This is a genomic window from Xanthomonas sp. NCPPB 1128, assembly GCF_001043115.1.
In the GTDB taxonomy this organism is placed as follows: Bacteria; Pseudomonadota; Gammaproteobacteria; order Xanthomonadales; family Xanthomonadaceae; genus Xanthomonas_A.
In genome coordinates, this window is the sequence record NZ_LFME01000027.1 from 57,436 (window position 1) to 74,331 (window position 16,896).

Sequence of the window (16,896 nt, forward strand, 5' to 3'; positions counted from 1 at the left end):
CGACACGCTCAAGGCGCGATCACGACTTCGGCCGAGCGAGCCTTGGTCGAGGGTCCCTTCTTGCCGACCGCCTGCACCCGGTTGGCGGGCACGCCACCGCTGACCAGGGCCGCGCGCAGGGCATCGGCGCGCTTCTGCGCCACGCCGGCGTCGCTGTCGTAGGCCTCGATCCGCACCTTGCCCTTGCTGATCTGCAGGTACTGCGACAGGGCCTTGGTCTGGTTGGTGGCATCGCCCGACAGCGCGGCCTTGCCGGCACCGAAGGCCGCGCCGGAGAAGGTGAAGACCTCCCCACGCGTGTCGAAACGCGAGGCCGGCAGCTTGGTACCGGCGACCAGCTCGGCCTCCTCGCGCGCCAGCTTGGCCGACTTCTGCTGCGCGGCGCTGAGCTTGGCAGTCTGCTGCCCGGCGACGCTGGCCAGGGCCGCATCGGCGTCCGCGCGCGCGGCCTGCTCGGCTTCGGCGGCCTGGCGCAGGCTCTCGGCCTCCTCGGCCTGGATCTGCGCCTGCACGCGCAAGCGCTCGGCCTCCTGGCGGGCGCGTGCGGCCTCGCGGCGGCTGGCCTCGATCAGCAGGTCGCTGCGGGTCTTTTCCAACTGGTCGACCTGGCGCCGGGCGATTTCCGCGCGGGCCATGGTCTCGGCGATCTCGACCCGGCGCTCGGCCAGGTAGCGCGCCTCGTCGCGCTCCTTGCGCTTGGCGTTGGCGAAGTTGGCCACCGCCTGCTGCGCCTGCAGGCGCTCGTAAGCGGCGACATCGGCATTGAGCGGATCGGCCTGCAGCGCCACCAGGCGTTGGTTGAGCACGGCCAGTTCCGGGTCGTCGGCCGCGATCGCGCCCAACGGCGCCAGCAGCAACACCAGCAGGGCCAGGCGGCGCATTGCGTGCAGGGCGCGGCTCATGGACGGCCCTCCCCGGTGCCCAGGGTCTGTTGCAGCTGGGCCACCTCGGCCTGGCGCTGCTTCAGTTGCGCATTGGCCACCGCCTCCTCGCTGCGGGCGCGCGCCAGGTCGGCATCGGCGGCCACGCGCAGCGCCAGCTGCGGCGCGGTCTTGCGCTGGCGGCGGTCGAGCGCGGCCTGTTGCGCCTGTTCCAGGCCCTGGCGAGCGCTGGCCAGCAGGTCCGGCGCGTACTGGTCGGCATCGGCCTGGATCGCACGCTGCACCGCCTGCTGGGCAGACAGCAGCTCCGGCGAGGCCACCTGGGCGAACGCGGCCGGCGCGGCGAACAACGCCAATGCGCAGGCCATCACATACTGCTGACAACGGAAGTGTGCGAAGCTAGTTTTCATCTAGGGGGGCCGTGGACGGAGACGTCGGTCACGGCCATTGTCGGAAGCCTGTGGCGCGCTTGCAACGGGCGATTGCGGATCGTTGGGGAACCATTGCGCATGGATATCGGCTATTTCCTGAAGCTGATGACCGAAAAGAACGCCTCGGACATGTTCCTGACCACGGGAGCACCGGTCTATATCAAGATCGAAGGCAAGCTGTACCCGCTCGGCGCCACCGGCCTGCCGCCGGGCATGGTCAAGAAGATCGCCTATTCGCTGATGGACGAAGGCCAGGTGCCGCAGTTCGAGCGGGACCTGGAATTGAACATGGCCATCGCCCTGCAGGACGCCGGACGCTTCCGCGTCAACGTGTTCAAGCAGCGCGGCGAGGTCGGCATGGTGATCCGCGCCATCCGCAGCAAGATCCCCAGCATCGAGGAACTGCACCTGCCGCAGGTGCTCAAGGACGTGATCATGACCCCGCGCGGGCTGGTCCTGGTGGTCGGCTCGACCGGCTCGGGCAAGTCCACCTCGCTGGCGTCGATGATCGACTACCGCAACAGCACCACCACCGGCCACATCCTCACCATCGAGGATCCGATCGAGTACCTGCACAAGCACAAGCTGTCCATCGTCAACCAGCGCGAGGTCGGCCTGGACACCCACGCCTTCCACAACGCGCTGAAGAACGCGATGCGCGAGGCACCGGACGTGATCCTGATCGGCGAGATCCTGGACGCGGAGACCATGGAGGCGGCGATCGCCTTCGCCGAGACCGGGCACCTGTGCCTGGCCACCCTGCACTCCAACAACGCCGACCAGACCATCGAGCGCATCCTCAATTTCTTCCCCGAGAGCGCGCACAAGAACGTGCTGATGAACCTGTCGCTGAACCTGCGCGCGGTGATTTCGCAGCGCCTGGTCAAGGACAGCAGCGGCCGCCGCCGGCCGGCCTCGGAAGTGCTGCTGAACACCCCGATGATCCGCGACCTGCTGCGCCGCGGCCAGGTCCACGAGATCAAGCAGGCCATGGAGGAATCGCTAGAGGAAGGCATGGAGACCTTCGACCAGTGCCTGTTCCGCATGGTCAAGCAAGGCCAGATCGAGCAGGAGGAGGCGCTGCGCGCGGCCGACTCGCGCGACGGCCTGGCCCTGAAGTTCCGCCTCTCCGAAGGCGGCAGCGGCGAGCACGACCCCTACGCCGACTACGACAGCGGCCCCAGCGCGGCGCCGCGCATCACCCACGGCTTCGTCTGAGCCGTCCCGCTTCGTCGTAGGAGCGGCTTCAGCCGCGACCGGGCGTTCGCAGACGCTGGTCGCACTGGTCCCACAGCGACGGCGGTAACGGCGAACCGGAGGCCCAGTGGCGGTCGCCGTAGGGTCGCCCTTGCGAGGGCAAACGCCACTTCACACACCCCGCGTCGGGACTGAAGTTCCTCCCACAGTCCACCCAGCGAGTGCGCCGCAAGCGCGTGTGGGAGCGACTTCAGTCGCGACGCGTGGAGGCCGAAGTGTCCGTAAAACTGCAGTCGGGACTGAGGTTCCCCCACGTCCTAATGCTCACCGATGCGGCAGGGATGGCGGCAGCTTCGGCCGATCGGGCATCACCGGCGCACCGGTCGCGGCTGAAGCCGCTCCTACGACGATATTCCCAGCTCACTGAGCGTCGGGCTGATTCTCCGGGCGCGCCGCCTCGAACGCCGGCAACGCCAGGCAGGCGCGCTCGATCCGCTCCAGGGTCGGATAGACCTGCAGGTCCACGCCGAAGCGGCGCGCGTTGTACAGCTGCGGCACCAGGCAGCAATCGGCCAGGCCCGGCTGCTCGCCATGGCAGAAACTGCCGGTATCCGGCGACTCGGCGAGCAACTGCTCCAGCGCATCGAAGCCGGTCTGCATCCAGTGCCGCATCCATTCCTCGCGCTCGGGCTGCGGCACGTTCCAGGCGCTCTCGAAGAACTGCGCCACGCGCAGGTTGTTGAGCGGGTGGACGTCGCAGGCGATCAGTTGCGCCAGGCCGCGCACGCGGGCACGGTCGATCGGCGCGTCCGGCAGCAGCGGCGGCTCCGGCCAGCGTTCGTCCAGGTATTCCAGGATCGCCAGCGACTGGCGGATCGGCTGACCGTCGTGGCACAGGGTCGGCACCAGCTCCTGCGGGTTCAGCCGCGCATATTCCGGCGAATGCTGCTGCCCGCCGTCGCGCACCAGGTGCACCGGCAGCGACTGGTAGGCCAGGCGCTTGAGCTCCAGCCCGATGCGCACCCGGTACGCGGCGCTGGAGCGCCAGTAGGTGTAAAGCTGCAGTGCCTCGTCCATGCCCGCCTCCGTCTGCGCAGTCGACAACGATACCGGTGGACACCGGCGGCGCGGCGCCGCCGGTCGCCCAGGTAGCGCCGCCGGCCGGGTCAGGGCAACGGCGCCTGCTCGATGCGCTGCTCGATCGCGCCGAAGATGCTCACTCCGTCACGGTCCAGCATCTCGATCCGCACCACGTCGCCGAAGGACATGTACGGCGTGCTCGGCTTGCCGTCGCGCAGGGTTTCCACGGTGCGCTGCTCGGCGAAGCAGGAGGCGCCGCGCGTGGTGTCCTGGTTGGCGATGGTGCCCGAGCCGACCACCGCGCCGGCCGCCAGTGGCCGGGTCTTGGCCGCGTGCGCGACCAGCTGCGCGAAATCGAACTGCATGTCCTCGCCGGCTTCCGGCGCGCCGAACCAGGCGCCGTTGATGTGGGTCAGCAGCGGCAAGTGCACCTTGTTGCCTTGCCAGGCCTCGCCCAGTTCGTCGGGGGTGACGAACACCGGCGACAGCGCCGAGCGCGGCTTGGACTGCACGAAGCCGAAGCCCTTGGCCAGTTCCGGCGGGATCAGGTTACGCAGCGACACGTCGTTGACCAGGCCGATCAGTTGGATGTGCGCGGCGGCCTGCGCCGGGCTGACCGCCATGGGCACGTCGTCGGTGACCACCACGATCTCGGCTTCCAGATCGATGCCGTAGTCCTCGCTGACTACCTTGACCGCATCGCGCGGGCCGTAGAAACCGGCGCTGACCGCCTGGTACATCAGCGGGTCGGTGTAGAAGCTCTCCGGCACCTCGGCGCCGCGCGCGCGGCGCACGCGCTCGACGTGCGGCAGGTAGGCGCTGCCGTCGAGGAACTCGTAGGCGCGCGGCAGCGGCGCGGCCAGCGCCGCCATGTCCAGGTCGAACTGGCCATCGGCGCTGCCGTCGTTGAGCGACTCGGACAGCGCGTTCAGGCGCGGGGCGAGATTGCTCCAGTCCTCCAGCGCGCGCTGCAGGGTCGGTGCAATGCCGGTGGCGCGCACCGCGCGGGTCAGGTCGCGGGACACGACGATCAGGGTGCCGTCGCGACCGCCTTCCTTCAGGGAACCTAGCTTCATGTCCGTCCAGTGCTGGGGGGCTGAGCCGGCGATTGTACGGCCAGACGGCGGCTTGGTTTCAACTGAAACGGACCCGCATTTTGTGCAGCGCGCCAATTCAGGTACACTGCGCCGGTCTGCATGCGGCCGTCCGTTTCCCTCAGGGACCGCCGGCGAGGCCAGGATCGCAACGATCCGACTCGCCCGCCCCGCCCGACGCCTTTCGTGGTGCCGACGAACCCCAGCCTCGCGCTGCGGGTTGATCCACCCTCTCGCAGCGCGGTTCACGGGAACGCTCCGAGCCTCACCTACTTGCGCCTGCGCGCCGGGTCCGTCCCGGCGTCGGCGCGTTATCCGGAGCATTCTCATGTCGTTCGAATCCCTGGGCCTTGCGCCCTTCCTGCTGCGCGCGTTGGCCGAGCAGGGCTACGAAACCCCCACCCCGATCCAGGCGCAGGCCATTCCCGTCGCCCTGGAAGGCCATGACCTGATGGCCGGCGCGCAGACCGGCACCGGCAAGACCGCCGCGTTCGGCCTGCCGCTGCTGCAGCACCTGGGCACCTCGCCGCAGTCGGTGGGCGCCGGCCCGCGCAAGCCGCGCGCGCTGATCCTGACCCCGACCCGCGAACTGGCCACCCAGGTCCACGACAGCCTGCGCGGCTACAGCAAGTACCTGCGCATTCCCAGCACCACCATCTACGGCGGCGTGGGCATGGGCAACCAGCTCGACGCGCTGCGCCGCGGCGTGGACCTGCTGATCGCCTGCCCGGGCCGCCTGCTCGACCACCTCGAGCGCCGCAGCGTGGACCTGTCGGGCATCGAGATCCTGGTGCTGGACGAGGCCGACCGCATGCTCGACATGGGCTTCCTGCCGTCGATCAAGCGCATCCTCGCCAAGCTGCCCAAGCAGACCCGGCAGACCCTGCTGTTCTCGGCCACCTTCGAGGAAGGCATCAAGCAGCTGGCCCGCGAGTTCATGCACGACCCGCAGGAAATCCAGGCCACCCCGAGCAACACCGTGGCCGACACCATCACCCACCGCGTGCATCCGGTGGACGGTGCGCGCAAGCGCGAACTGCTGCTGCACCTGCTGGCCGCCGACTCGCGCAAGCAGACCCTGGTGTTCGCCCGCACCAAGCACGGTGCCGACAAGCTGACCATGTTCCTGGACAAGTCCGGGCTGAAGACCGCGGCGATCCACGGCAACAAGAGCCAGGGCCAGCGCCTGCGCGCGCTGAGCGACTTCAAGGCCGGCCGCATCACCGTGCTGGTGGCCACCGACATCGCCGCGCGCGGCATCGACATCGACCAGTTGCCGAAGGTCATCAACTACGACCTGCCGATGGTCGCCGAGGACTACGTGCACCGTATCGGCCGCACCGGCCGCAACGGTTCGACCGGCGAGGCGATCTCGCTGGTGGCGCAGGACGAGGCCAAGCTGCTGCGCGCGATCGCGCGCATGCTCAAGCGCGAGATGGACATCCGCGACGTGCCGGGCTTCGAGCCGGTCACGCCGATCCGCTGGGGCAACAACAACCCCCCGGACGAGCGTCCGGGCGGCCAGCGTCCGCCGCGTCGCGGCAGCCACGCCCGTCGCGGCCATGGCGATGCGCCGGCGCACGCCCACGCCGGCAGCAAGAAGCCCGGCGGCAGCCACGCCGACGGTGCCCGCCGCCAGGGCCAGGGCCGCCGCCACGGCAACGGCGGCGGCAACCGCCCCGTCGCGCCGCGCTGAGCCATCCGCGGCCACGCGCTCCGCACGCACCCAGGCCGCCCTTCGGGGCGGCTTTTTTTGTCCGCACCACCGGCATCGCGTGCGGGTCGCACGCCCTGCAGCACGACGGCAACGCCGTCGTTGCGCGCGTCCAGTACCGCGCCATGCCACTCCACCCCTGACCGTACAATGCCTCTCATGGATATCTTCAAAGTCTTCACCCTCGAAGCCGCGCACCGCCTGCCCAACGTGCCGCCCGGCCACAAGTGCGCGCGCCTGCACGGGCACTCGTTCCGCATCGAGTTGCACGTCAGCGGCGAACCCGGCGCCGAGAGCGGCTGGGTCATGGATTTCGGCGACATCAAGGCGGCGTTCCGCCCGCTCTACGATCAGCTCGACCACCACTACCTCAACGACATCGAAGGGTTGGACAACCCCACCAGCGAGCGCCTGGCGATGTGGATCTGGGACCGACTCAAGCCGGCGCTGCCGCTGCTGAGCGAAGTGGTGGTGCACGAGACCTGCACCTCCGGCTGCCGGCATCGCGGGCCGGGATGAAGGCTGGGAGTCGGGAATGGGGATTCGGGAATCGCAAGGGCGACGCAGCGACGACTGAGGGGCTTGCGAGGCCGACCCGCCTGTGCGACGTAGCGCGCATTGGCGCTTGCCAGTGACGCAGAGGCGCCCGACGGGTGCCGGAAGAAGTACGCCACACCATTGATCCGAAAAGCAGTTTGAACGAATCCTGAGCGGCTTCAGAAAATTTTGTTGCATCGCAGCAGAATGGGCGTATGTTGCACTGCAACAGCAGTCGGCATTCCAACGGAGTTGCATGATGTCCGCTCAATTCAACGATCAGTTCAGCAGCTACACCCAGCAGTTCGCCGCCACCGCGGCGCGTGCCAATCGCCTGGCGCTGGAAAGCGCCGAGAGCGTGTTCGGCGTGCAGTTGAAGACCTTCGAGAAGAACGTGTCGGCCACCACCGGTTTCCTCGGTGAGCTGACCGAGGCGCGCGACCTGGGCACCGTGCAGGCGCTGTGGCCGAAGGGCCTGCAGATCGCCCGCGACAACTTCGAGCGTCTGGCCACGGCCAACCAGGAAGTGTTCGGCCTGGGCCTGAAGGCTTCCGAGGCCATCGGCCAGCTCGCCAAGCACCAGTTCGAAGCGGCGACCGAACAGGCCACGCCGAAGGCGAAGCCCGCCGCCAAGTAACACCGTTTCGACGTCGCTGCGGTCCGCCGCCCGACGCACCCTCGGTCTGCATGGGTCCCTCCCCCCGTGCAACCCCAGGCCCGGTAGATCCCTCCCTCTACCGGGCCTTTTTTGTGGGCGGGATTCGGGAGTTGGGATTCGGGATTTGCCGATTTCGCGCGTTCCGGCGTTCCTTGTGGGAGAGGCTTCAGCCTCGATGCTTCCGCAGAAACCGAGAGATCTCCTTCTTCTATCAGGCTTATCCATGCGCGTGCTCCGAGCGTGGAACCGGGCAGTCGGGATCAGCCCATCTCGCAGTGCCGGGACGTCTTGCTTTTGTGGGAGGGGCTTCAGCCCCGACCCCTCAGCAAAGATGCGTCGGGACTGAAGTCCCTCCCACAAACGTCGGCAGCGCGGCGCGCGCTCGGCAGCATCTCAGCCGGGAGACATGCCCGCCCACGGCTGCAGTTCCGCCGCCAACTGCGCGGCCTGCGGTTGCGGCCGGTGCGGCAGGCGTCCCCAGCACGGCATCGGCAACCGCGCGCGCAGCATCGCCATGTTGTCGTCGATGCGCTCCATCGCCGGGTCGATCTCGTTGCCGATCCAGCCGATGCACTGCAGGCCATCGGCGGCGATCGCCGCGGCGCTGAGCCGTGCGTGGTTGAGGCAACCCAGGCGCAAGCCGACCACCAGCACCACCGGCAGCCCCAGCGCGCGCGCCAGATCGGCCTGATCCAGCGTCGCCGACAGCGGCGCCGCCCAGCCGCCCACGCCTTCCACCACCACCACGTCGGCCTGCGCGCGCAGGCGCGCGAAGGCAGCCACGATCGGTGCCAGGTCCAGTTGCACACCGGCATCGGCGGCGGCCAGTTCCGGCGCCAGCGGCAGCGGCAGCGCATACGGATTGAGATCGTCATAGCGCGGGCGCGGTGCACTGGCCTCCTGCAGCGCCAGCGCGTCCTCGTTGCGCCAGCCCTCAGCCTCGCGCGTGCAGCCGCTGGCCACCGGCTTCATGCCCACCGCGCGCTGGCCGCGCGCGCGCAAGGCATGCAGCAGCGCGGTGCTGGCGATGGTCTTGCCGATGCCGGTATCGGTGCCGGTGACGTAGAAGGCGGGAACAGCCATGCGAAACCCTGTCGGTTGGCCGGCGGGACGCGCGGCGGCGCGCAGGATAGCCGGGTGCGCCAGGCGCGTCAGCCGCCGCGGTGCCGGCGGACGCAGCGCGCTGCTAGACTCGCGCGATGTTCGCCTCGTCCTCGCTCACCGGCAGCAAGCCGGAACAGTACGCCCAGTTGCTCGACCAGGCCCGCGCCCTGGTCGCGGGGGAGCCCGACCGCATCGCCAATGCCGCCAACCTGGCGGCGCTGGTGTACCACGCGCTGCCGCGGCTGAACTGGGTCGGGTTCTATCTCTACGACGGCAAGGAACTGGTGGTGGGGCCGTTCCAGGGCCTGCCCGCCTGCGTGCGCATTCCGCTGCACAAGGGCGTCTGTGGCGCGGCCGCCAGCAGCGGCCAGACCCAGCGCATCGACGACGTGGAGGCGTTCCCCGGGCACATTGCCTGCGATGCGGCCTCGCGCTCGGAACTGGTGGTGCCGCTGCTACGCGACGGCGCGCTGGTGGGCGTGTTCGACCTGGACAGCCCCGACCTGGCCCGCTTCGACGCCGACGACCAGCACGGCCTGGAAGCGATCGCCCAGGTCTTCGTCGACAGCCTGCAATGAGCACGACCAAGCTGCGCAACATCGGCCCCAAGAGCGCGGCCTGGCTGCGCCAGGTCGGCGTGCGCACGCAGCAGGACCTGGAGGCGGCCGGCGCGGTCGGCGCCTTCGTCAAGGTCAAGCGCGCCGGCTTCAAGCCCAGCCTCAACCTGCTGTACTCGCTGGAAGGCGCGCTCAGCGGCTGCCACTGGCAGGAACTGTCCGAGGCGCGGCGCGCGCAGTTGCTGGGCGAGCTGGAGACCGCGACGGCGGCGCTGCCGGCGCAGCGCGGCCTGCAGGCCGCCGGGCCGGTGGCGACGACGCATTTCGACCGCGACGACACGCGTGACGACGATGACGCCGGCGGCGCCTACGCGCCCGACACGCACGACACACCGGTGGGCGACCACCACGGCGACGACGACGGCCACGGCGCGCACGCCGACTGAGCCGCGCGGGCAGCGGCGATCGCGTACAATCGCGCCGCTTCAAGGTGACCCGCCGGCTCCGGCCAGCGGGTTGAAACGGGAAGCCGGTGCGTCTTGCGACAAGGCCGGCGCTGCCCCCGCAACGGTAAGCGATCCGCGCTGACGACCTGCGCCACTGTGCCTGGGCATGGGAAGGCGTCGCAGCCGGGAGGTCCGCCTCCCTGATCGCCAGCCCGGAGACCGGCCTTGCAGTTCACTGGTTGCGATGCGGAGGGCGTCGCGGCGTGCCGCGCCGCGTCCGGCGCCGTCCGCTTGCACCTTCCGTTCGCGACTCCCTTGCCGTCACAGCGCGCAGCCGCGCGCCGGAGTTGCCACCCATGTCGTCCCGCCTGCTTTCGGTCGCGATCGCGACCGCCCTGTCCCTGCCCGCGCTGGCCCACGCCGCCGACGCCGCCACCGACCTCGACCAGGTCCTGGTCACCGCCACCCGCACCCAGATCTCGGTGGAGGACAGCGTGGTCCCGGCGCAGGTCATCGACCGTGCCGAGATCGAGCGCAGCCAGGCCACCTCGCTGGCGCAGCTGCTGCAGGGCCGCGCCGGCATCGGCATTTCCAACCAGGGCGGCCTGGGCAAGCTGACCACGCTGAACCTGCGCGGCAGCGAATCGGACCACGTGCTGGTGCTGGTGGACGGCGTGCGCATCGGCTCGGCCAGCGCCGGCCTGGCCGCGTTCCAGGACCTGCCGCTGAGCCAGATCGAACGCATCGAGATCGTGCGCGGGCCGCGTTCGAGCCTGTACGGCTCCGACGCGATCGGCGGCGTCATCCAGATCTTCACCCGCCGCGGCGGCCAGGGCTTCCAGCAGAACCTGAGCCTGGGCGGCGGCAGCCACGGACTGCGCGAGGCCGGCGCCGGCTTCAGCAACCGCGGCGAGCGCGGCTGGCTGGCCGTGCAGGGCGGCTACCAGAAGACCGACGGCATCAATGCCTGCAACGGCTCGGCCACGCTGTTCGCCGGCTGCTTCGTCGACCAGCCCGACCGCGACGGCTACCGCAACGTCTCGCTGAGCGCGCGCGGCGGCTACGCGTTGACCGACACGCTGCGCGTCGAAGGCCAGGCGCTGAACATCGACAGCCGCAACGAATACGACGGCGACGCGCTGTTCGCCGGCAACGAGGCCGACAACACCCAGCAGGTGTTCAGCGGCAAGCTCGACTGGACCCCGTCCGATCGCCTGCACCTGGCCGCGCAACTGGGCCGCAACGTCGACGACGCCGACAGCTACTACCGTGCGCCGGGCGCGCGCACCCGCAGCTTCGTCAGCACCTTCGATAGCCGCCGCGACACCGCCGCGCTGCAGGGCGACATCACTCTGGCCGAAGGCCACCTGCTCAGCGTGGGCAGCGACTGGCAGCGCGAGCACGTCGCCAGCACCACCGCCTTCGACGTCGACAGCCGCGACAACACCGGCGTGTTCGCCGAGTACCAGGGCCGCTTCGGCGCGCAGCAGGTGCAGGCGAGCGTGCGCAGCGACGACAACGAACAGTTCGGCGAACACACCACCGGCAGCCTCGGTTGGGGCCTGGCACTGGCGCATGGCCTCAAGCTCACCGCCAGCGTCGGCACCGGCTTCAAGGCACCGACCTTCAACGACCTGTATTACCCGTTCGCCGGCAATCCGGAACTGAAGCCGGAGCGCTCCAAGAGCGGCAACCTCGGCATTGCGCAGTACGCCGACAGCTGGAACTGGACCTTCAACGCCTACGAGACCCGGGTCAAGGACCTGATCTCCTACGACGCGATCAGTTTCCTGCCGGTCAACGTGGACGAGGCGCGGATCCGCGGCGCCGAACTGACCGGCTATGCACTGCTGGCCGGCTGGGAACTGTCGGCGCAGCTGAGCCACACCGATCCGCGCAACCGCAGCGACAGTGGCAACCGCGACAACTGGCTGGCGCGCCGCGCGCAGAACACCGCACGCCTGGACGTGGACCGCGGCATCGGCCCGGTCAAGCTCGGCGTCACCGTCTTCGGCAGCGGCCACCGCTTCGACGACGCGGCCAACCGCGTGCGCCTGGCCGGCTACGGCACCGTCGACCTGCGCGCGGAGTACGCGTTCACTCCGGACTGGACGCTGCAGGCAAAGGCCAGCAACGTGTTCGATCGCGACTACCAGACGGTGAACTGGTACAACCAGCCGGGCCGCGAATACGCGCTGACCCTGCGCTACGCGCCGGCAGCGCGCTGAGCCGGTGTCCCGCGCTGCGCCGGCGGGCGTGGCGCGGGGCACAGCCAAGGCAATGCGCGCATCTTTTCGTAGGAGCGGCTTCAGCCGCGACGGGCTTTCCCGGGGAAGCCCGTCGCGGCTGAAGCCGCTCCTACGAAAGGCGGCGGTATGTGCGAACACGCCGGATGTAGATGCGTGCATTTTCGAGCGCGCGCATGCGCGATGCATCGCGCAGTTGGTCGCCCGCGATACGGGCCGCTGGCTGCCGAACGCAAACACCCGCCCTCGTGCTCATGCATCGCGGCACAGACCTGACAGTTCGGCGCGCACTACGCGCCCGGACCCTCACCCCAACCCCTCTTCCGGGGGGAGAGGGGCGTACTGCGTCATCGGCTGCAGGAATGGCGTCAGCCGCGACGGGCGTTCCCGGGAAAGCCCGTCGCGGCTGAAGCCGCTCCTACGATACGCTGGATCTTCGCGCTGCGCCGGGACGCTGCGCAGCCATCGCCTCAGCGCAGTTGCAGCAGCTCGCGCAAATCGTCCATCAGCAACACCACGTCGGCCGTGGCCAGATCCAGATCGCGCGGATAGCCGTAGCGCACCAGCGCCACCGGCATGCCGGCGGCGTGGCCGGCCTGGAGGTCGGTTCCCGAATCGCCAACCATCAGACAGCGCGCCGGCGATTGCGCGAACTGCTGCGCCAGGTGCAGCAGCGGCGCCGGGCTGGGCTTGCGCTCGGGCAGGCTGTCGCCGCCCAGCACCGCAGAAAACAGATCGGCCACGCCAAGATGACGCAGCAGCGGCGGCACCATCGCCGACGGCTTGTTGGTGCACAGCGCCAGCGTCGCCCCATCCGCATGCAACTGCGTCAGCGCCTCGGTCGCGCCGGGATACAACCGCGGACTGCGAAGCAGGCATTCGGCGTAGTGGCGCATGAAGGTCGGCATGACCGTCTCGAGCGGCGTGGCGTCACCGGCATGCCGCCAGGCGATCTCGACCAGCTTGCGCACGCCCTCACCGATCCAGCCGAGCACGGTCGCTTCCGGCACGCGCGGCAGGCCGAAGTCGGCCTGCGTGCGGTTCAGCGCCTCGGCGATGTCGGCGCCGCTATCGACCAGGGTGCCGTCCAGGTCGAACACCACCAATGCATACGGAAATGTCATGTCGTGCCAACACAGGGGAACAAGTGCGCATTGTAGGTGGCGCAAGATCGGACGCGGTTGCGACACGCGCGCGCGCGCGGCGCGTGCCCTGCCTTCGCTGGCACGCGATTGCGACCACGGCACGCCCGCTGAGGCAGCGCTGCAACGGCGACCGAGAGCGCGAACCACGCTCGCGCGATCCATCCCGGCCCGAGTCAACCGCTCGATCCGTGCGTTCGTGCGCACGACACCCGAGAACATCACCCGTTGGCGATCTCCGCGCATGTTTCACTCCACGCGTCCGTGAGGACGCGACAAGGTCGATCCGCATGCCAGAGGATGAAGTCGCTGGTGCAACCCGAGCAGCATGCCCCTGCGGGAGGGACTTCAGTCCCGACGTGGGAGCGACGGCCAGGTTCTCGGCCTGCACGCACACACCATGGTTGTTTCAACACACGCGCCGTTGAAGGGTACGACCGGCGAGAACGGCACCGCACCAGTGAAGATCGGAGGGTTTCAATCCACGCACTCGCGAGGCGCGACACAGACCCGCCGTCGCCGCACCGTCACCCCACGTGTTTCAATCCACGCACCGCTCAGGGCGCGGCGATAGATGGTACGACAGTCTCCCGTGGCACACGTTCCCATCCAATCAGCCAGGAAGACAGAATCCAAGGCAACGCCACCACCTCACCCGAACAAGCGCCCCTGCGCCTGCCCCGGCTCACGCTCGTGAAAGCCGGACAGGCCCACACCGACCAGGCGGTAGCGGGTGGACGTTGGCAGGTCCACGCGCTCGCGCAACGCCAGGGCGATGTCGATCAAGGCCTGCAGCGAATCCGGCGGCTGCTCCGGGGTGAAGCTGCGGGTGAGGATGCGGAACTGCGCGGTCTTCAGCTTCAACACCACGGTGCGCGCGATGCGTTCGGTGCGGCGGGTGGCGTTCCAGGTCTTTTCGGCCAGTTGCCGGATCGCCGGCTCCAGGGCCTCCAGCGCCAGGTCCTCGGCGAAGGTGTCCTCGGAGGAGATCGATTGCACCGGCTGGTCCGATTCCACCGGGCGCTCGTCGATGCCGCGCGCGCGTTGGTACAGGCGCAGGCCGAAACTGCCGAAGCGCGCTTCCAGTTCGGCCTCGCTGCGTGCGCGCAGGTCGCCGACGGTGACGATGCCCAGTTCCGCCAGCTTGCCTTCCATCACCTTGCCCACGCCGGGCACCTTGTTCACCGGCAAGGGGGTCAGGAACGCCTCCACGCGATGCGGGCGGATCACGAACTGGCCGTCGGGCTTGCGCCAATCCGAGGCGATCTTGGCCAGGAACTTGTTCGGCGCGATCCCGGCCGAGGCGGTCAGCGCGGTTTCCTCGCGGATCTGCGCGCGGATGGTCTGGGCGATCTCGGTGGCGGTGCGCAGCTCGCCCTTGGGCGCGGTGACGTCCAGGTAGGCTTCGTCCAGCGACAACGGTTCGATCAGGTCGGTGTGGCGCTGGAAGATCTCGCGCACCTGCCGCGACACCGCCTTGTAGCGGGCGAAATCCGGCGGCACGAAGATCGCGTCCGGACACAGCCGCTCGGCGCGCAGCGCCGGCATCGCCGAGCGCACCCCGAACACGCGTGCCTCGTAGGAGGCGGCGCACACCACCGAGCGCATGCCGCGCCAGGCCACCACCACCGGCTTGCCGCGCAGCGCCGGATCGTCACGCTGCTCCACGGACGCGTAGAACGCATCCATGTCGACGTGAATGATCTTGCGCATCGACCCCATACCCTACGCCTGCGAACGGTGTGCGCATGATAAGCCCCGCGCTGCGCACGGACTGAGAATGCGCGCCTTGATCCGGCGCAGTGCACGCAGCACCGCCGGTGCCGACACTACGCGTGCGTACGGATAAAACGTTTGATTGAACGCGCGCAGCTCATGCACTCTTGCGCGCCTCGACTGTCTCGCCTGGGAATGTTCCGCTCATGAGTCGTCTGTCCTCCTATTCGCGCGAGCAATTGCTCGCCAGCGCACGCGGCGAGTTGTTCGGCGCCAACGCCGGGCGCCTGCCCAACGACCCGATGCTGATGTTCGACCGCATCGTCGCCATCGACGAGACCGGCGGCGCGCACGGCAAGGGCGTGATCCGCGCCGAACTGGATATCCGCCCGGACCTGTGGTTCTTCGGCTGCCACTTCATCGGCGACCCGGTGATGCCCGGCTGCCTGGGCCTGGATGCGATGTGGCAGCTGACCGGCTTCTTCCTGACCTGGCTGGGCGCGCCCGGCCGCGGCCGCGCATTGGGCGTGGGCGAAGTGAAGTTCACTGGGCAGGTGCTGCCCAGCGCCAAACAGGTGGTCTACGAGATCGACGTCAGCCGGGTCATCAACCGCAAGCTGGTGATGGCGGTGGCCGATGGCCGCATGTCGGTGGACGGGCGCGAGATCTATACCGCCAAGGACATGCGCGTGGGCCTGTTCACTTCGACGGAGGCATTCTGATGCGGCGCGTGGTCATTACCGGAATGGGCATCACCTCGTGCCTGGGCAACGATCTGGACAGCGTGTCGCGCGCCTTGCGCGAAGGCCGCGCCGGCATCCGCCACAATCCGCAGGCGGTCGACGCCGGCCTGCGCAGCCAGATCGGCGGCGATGTGCAACTGGACCTGGATGCGGCGATCGACCGCAAGCTCAAGCGCTTCATGGGCGATGCCTCGGCCTACGCCTACCTGGCGCTGCGCGACGCGCTGGCCGATGCCGGCCTGGACGAGGCGGCGATCAGCGACCCGCGGATCGGCCTGATCGCCGGCTCCGGCGGCGGCTCCAGCCATTGGCAGGTGGAAGCGGCGGACCTGCTGCGCAACCGCGGCGTGCGCAAGGTCGGCCCGTACATGGTGCCGCGCACGATGTGTTCGGCGGTGTCGGCCAGCCTGGCCACCGCGTTCAAGATCAAGGGCGTCAGCTATTCGTTGTCGGCGGCCTGCGCGACCTCGGCGCACTGCATCGGCGCGGCGGCGGACCTGATCCGCCACGGCCAACAGGACGTGATGTTCGCCGGCGGCGGCGAAGAACTGGATTGGACCATGAGCCTGATGTTCGACGCGATGGGCGCGCTGTCCACCGGCTTCAACGACACGCCGGCGGTGGCGTCACGGCCCTACGATGCCGCGCGCGACGGTTTTGTCATCGCCGGCGGCGGCGGCATGCTGGTGTTGGAGGACTACGACCATGCGCTGGCGCGCGGCGCGCGCATCCACGCCGAACTGGTCGGCTATGGCGTGACCTCCGACGGCGCCGACATGGTCGCGCCGTCCGGCGAGGGCGCGGTGCGCTGCATGCGCATGGCGCTGCAGGGCGTGGACGCGCCGATCGACTACCTCAACACCCATGGCACCTCGACGCCGCTGGGCGACGTCACCGAGCTGGACGCGGTGCGCGCGGTGTTCGGCGATGGGGTGCCGCCGCTGTCCTCGACCAAGGCGCTGTCCGGGCATTCGCTGGGCGCGGCCAGCGTGCACGAGGCGATCTACTGCCTGCTGATGCTGCGCGACGGCTTCATCGCCGGCTCGGCCAACATCGACACGCTGGATCCGCGCGCCGAGGGTTTCCCGATCGTGCGCGAGAGCCGCGACGCGACGTTGCGCACGGTGATGTCCAACAGCTTCGGCTTCGGCGGCACCAACGCCGCGCTGGTGTTCGCCAAGGCCTGAGCCTGGCCACACGCGCACGCTGCCGGCCACGGCAGCGTACCGCGCGTCAACGCTCCAGTTGCCGGACGTCGCGACGCCCGGCGTTGTCGTCCTTGTGCGCGTCCGGCTTGGATGCTGGCGCTGAAGGCGGAGGTGGTGGCGGTGTGGTTGGAGGCGGTGGAGG

At 69.3% G+C, this 16,896-nt stretch carries 16 protein-coding genes and 1 riboswitch; of the genes, 9 read left to right on the top strand and 7 right to left on the bottom strand.

The features are described from left to right. Positions 1–8 precede the first annotated feature (8 nt). Positions 9–881, bottom strand: a complete 873-nt coding sequence (locus ACP93_RS15795; RefSeq protein ID WP_048491627.1) for an OmpA family protein — start codon at positions 879–881, stop codon at positions 9–11. A 17-nt stretch (positions 882–898) separates the two neighbouring features. After that, positions 899–1,291 (bottom strand): DUF4398 domain-containing protein, encoded by a 393-nt coding sequence (locus ACP93_RS15800; protein ID WP_048491628.1) that lies wholly within the window; start codon positions 1,289–1,291, stop codon positions 899–901. A gap of 99 nt (positions 1,292–1,390) precedes the next feature. Here ACP93_RS15800 and ACP93_RS15805 point away from each other — a divergent pair, with 99 nt between their 5' ends. Continuing rightward, positions 1,391–2,530, top strand: a complete 1,140-nt coding sequence (locus ACP93_RS15805; protein WP_048491629.1) for a PilT/PilU family type 4a pilus ATPase — start codon at positions 1,391–1,393, stop codon at positions 2,528–2,530. 399 nt (positions 2,531–2,929) lie between these two features. On the opposite strand, the gene maiA is transcribed toward ACP93_RS15805, so the two are convergent. Together maiA and ACP93_RS15815 are read right to left on the bottom strand one after the other, a co-directional pair. Beyond that, entirely contained in the window at positions 2,930–3,586 is a 657-nt protein-coding gene (gene maiA, locus ACP93_RS15810; protein ID WP_048491630.1) for a maleylacetoacetate isomerase, read from the bottom strand. 89 nt (positions 3,587–3,675) lie between these two features. Next, a complete protein-coding gene (locus ACP93_RS15815; RefSeq protein WP_017908490.1) occupies positions 3,676–4,665 on the bottom strand; it encodes a fumarylacetoacetate hydrolase family protein in 990 nt (329 codons plus the stop codon). A 346-nt stretch (positions 4,666–5,011) separates the two neighbouring features. Here ACP93_RS15815 and ACP93_RS15820 point away from each other — a divergent pair, with 346 nt between their 5' ends. The 3 genes from ACP93_RS15820 (at position 5,012) to ACP93_RS15830 (ending at position 7,571) form a co-directional block, all read left to right on the top strand. Next, entirely contained in the window at positions 5,012–6,379 is a 1,368-nt protein-coding gene (locus tag ACP93_RS15820) for a DEAD/DEAH box helicase (protein WP_048491631.1), read from the top strand. A 177-nt stretch (positions 6,380–6,556) separates the two neighbouring features. Next, a complete protein-coding gene (gene queD, locus ACP93_RS15825) occupies positions 6,557–6,916 on the top strand; it encodes a 6-carboxytetrahydropterin synthase QueD (RefSeq protein ID WP_048491632.1) in 360 nt (119 codons plus the stop codon). A 277-nt stretch (positions 6,917–7,193) separates the two neighbouring features. Next, positions 7,194–7,571, top strand: a complete 378-nt coding sequence (locus ACP93_RS15830) for a phasin family protein (RefSeq protein WP_048491642.1) — start codon at positions 7,194–7,196, stop codon at positions 7,569–7,571. 414 nt (positions 7,572–7,985) lie between these two features. Here ACP93_RS15830 and bioD read toward each other — a convergent pair whose 3' ends face one another. Beyond that, the gene (bioD, locus tag ACP93_RS15835; RefSeq protein ID WP_048491633.1) at positions 7,986–8,675 is read right to left on the bottom strand and encodes a dethiobiotin synthase; all 690 of its coding nucleotides are present in this window, start codon (positions 8,673–8,675) and stop codon (positions 7,986–7,988) included. A gap of 116 nt (positions 8,676–8,791) precedes the next feature. Between bioD and ACP93_RS15840 the strand changes: the two genes are divergently transcribed. The 3 genes from ACP93_RS15840 to btuB all read left to right on the top strand — a co-directional run bounded on the left by ACP93_RS15840 (position 8,792) and on the right by btuB (position 11,927). Beyond that, on the top strand, positions 8,792–9,274 hold the full coding sequence (locus tag ACP93_RS15840) for a GAF domain-containing protein (protein ID WP_048491634.1): 483 nt from the start codon (positions 8,792–8,794) through the stop codon (positions 9,272–9,274). Continuing rightward, positions 9,271–9,699 (top strand): TfoX/Sxy family protein, encoded by a 429-nt coding sequence (locus ACP93_RS15845; RefSeq protein WP_048491635.1) that lies wholly within the window; start codon positions 9,271–9,273, stop codon positions 9,697–9,699. Before ACP93_RS15840 ends, ACP93_RS15845 begins: the two co-directional genes overlap by 4 nt. Before the next feature lie 25 nt (positions 9,700–9,724). Continuing rightward, a riboswitch (cobalamin riboswitch) is annotated at positions 9,725–9,942 on the top strand. A gap of 113 nt (positions 9,943–10,055) precedes the next feature. Continuing rightward, positions 10,056–11,927, top strand: coding sequence for a TonB-dependent vitamin B12 receptor (gene btuB / locus ACP93_RS15850; RefSeq protein ID WP_048491636.1), 1,872 nt, complete (start codon positions 10,056–10,058; stop codon positions 11,925–11,927). Between the two features lie 488 nt (positions 11,928–12,415). On the opposite strand, the gene gph is transcribed toward btuB, so the two are convergent. Beyond that, positions 12,416–13,069, bottom strand: a complete 654-nt coding sequence (gph, locus tag ACP93_RS15855) for a phosphoglycolate phosphatase (protein WP_048491637.1) — start codon at positions 13,067–13,069, stop codon at positions 12,416–12,418. A gap of 669 nt (positions 13,070–13,738) precedes the next feature. Continuing rightward, entirely contained in the window at positions 13,739–14,809 is a 1,071-nt protein-coding gene (gene dinB / locus ACP93_RS15860) for a DNA polymerase IV (protein ID WP_204243706.1), read from the bottom strand. A gap of 200 nt (positions 14,810–15,009) precedes the next feature. Here dinB and fabA point away from each other — a divergent pair, with 200 nt between their 5' ends. Continuing rightward, entirely contained in the window at positions 15,010–15,525 is a 516-nt protein-coding gene (gene fabA, locus ACP93_RS15865) for a 3-hydroxyacyl-[acyl-carrier-protein] dehydratase FabA (protein WP_048491639.1), read from the top strand. Beyond that, the gene (gene fabB / locus ACP93_RS15870) at positions 15,525–16,733 is read left to right on the top strand and encodes a beta-ketoacyl-ACP synthase I (RefSeq protein WP_048491640.1); all 1,209 of its coding nucleotides are present in this window, start codon (positions 15,525–15,527) and stop codon (positions 16,731–16,733) included. The genes fabA and fabB overlap by 1 nt, the downstream gene beginning before the upstream one ends. The last annotated feature ends 163 nt before the right edge of the window (positions 16,734–16,896 follow it).

Excerpts from the sequence above, each read along its gene's own strand:
- ACP93_RS15795 (WP_048491627.1), bottom strand. The coding sequence starts at position 881 with ATGCGCCGCCTGGCCCTGCTGGTGTTGCTGCTGGCGCCGTTGGGCGCG.
- ACP93_RS15800 (WP_048491628.1), bottom strand. The coding sequence starts at position 1,291 with ATGAAAACTAGCTTCGCACACTTCCGTTGTCAGCAGTATGTGATGGCC.
- ACP93_RS15805 (WP_048491629.1), top strand. The coding sequence starts at position 1,391 with ATGGATATCGGCTATTTCCTGAAGCTGATGACCGAAAAGAACGCCTCG.
- maiA (WP_048491630.1), bottom strand. The coding sequence starts at position 3,586 with ATGGACGAGGCACTGCAGCTTTACACCTACTGGCGCTCCAGCGCCGCG.
- ACP93_RS15815 (WP_017908490.1), bottom strand. The coding sequence starts at position 4,665 with ATGAAGCTAGGTTCCCTGAAGGAAGGCGGTCGCGACGGCACCCTGATC.
- ACP93_RS15820 (WP_048491631.1), top strand. The coding sequence starts at position 5,012 with ATGTCGTTCGAATCCCTGGGCCTTGCGCCCTTCCTGCTGCGCGCGTTG.
- queD (WP_048491632.1), top strand. The coding sequence starts at position 6,557 with ATGGATATCTTCAAAGTCTTCACCCTCGAAGCCGCGCACCGCCTGCCC.
- ACP93_RS15830 (WP_048491642.1), top strand. The coding sequence starts at position 7,194 with ATGTCCGCTCAATTCAACGATCAGTTCAGCAGCTACACCCAGCAGTTC.
- bioD (WP_048491633.1), bottom strand. The coding sequence starts at position 8,675 with ATGGCTGTTCCCGCCTTCTACGTCACCGGCACCGATACCGGCATCGGC.
- ACP93_RS15840 (WP_048491634.1), top strand. The coding sequence starts at position 8,792 with ATGTTCGCCTCGTCCTCGCTCACCGGCAGCAAGCCGGAACAGTACGCC.
- ACP93_RS15845 (WP_048491635.1), top strand. The coding sequence starts at position 9,271 with ATGAGCACGACCAAGCTGCGCAACATCGGCCCCAAGAGCGCGGCCTGG.
- btuB (WP_048491636.1), top strand. The coding sequence starts at position 10,056 with ATGTCGTCCCGCCTGCTTTCGGTCGCGATCGCGACCGCCCTGTCCCTG.
- gph (WP_048491637.1), bottom strand. The coding sequence starts at position 13,069 with ATGACATTTCCGTATGCATTGGTGGTGTTCGACCTGGACGGCACCCTG.
- dinB (WP_204243706.1), bottom strand. The coding sequence starts at position 14,809 with ATGGGGTCGATGCGCAAGATCATTCACGTCGACATGGATGCGTTCTAC.
- fabA (WP_048491639.1), top strand. The coding sequence starts at position 15,010 with ATGAGTCGTCTGTCCTCCTATTCGCGCGAGCAATTGCTCGCCAGCGCA.
- fabB (WP_048491640.1), top strand. The coding sequence starts at position 15,525 with ATGCGGCGCGTGGTCATTACCGGAATGGGCATCACCTCGTGCCTGGGC.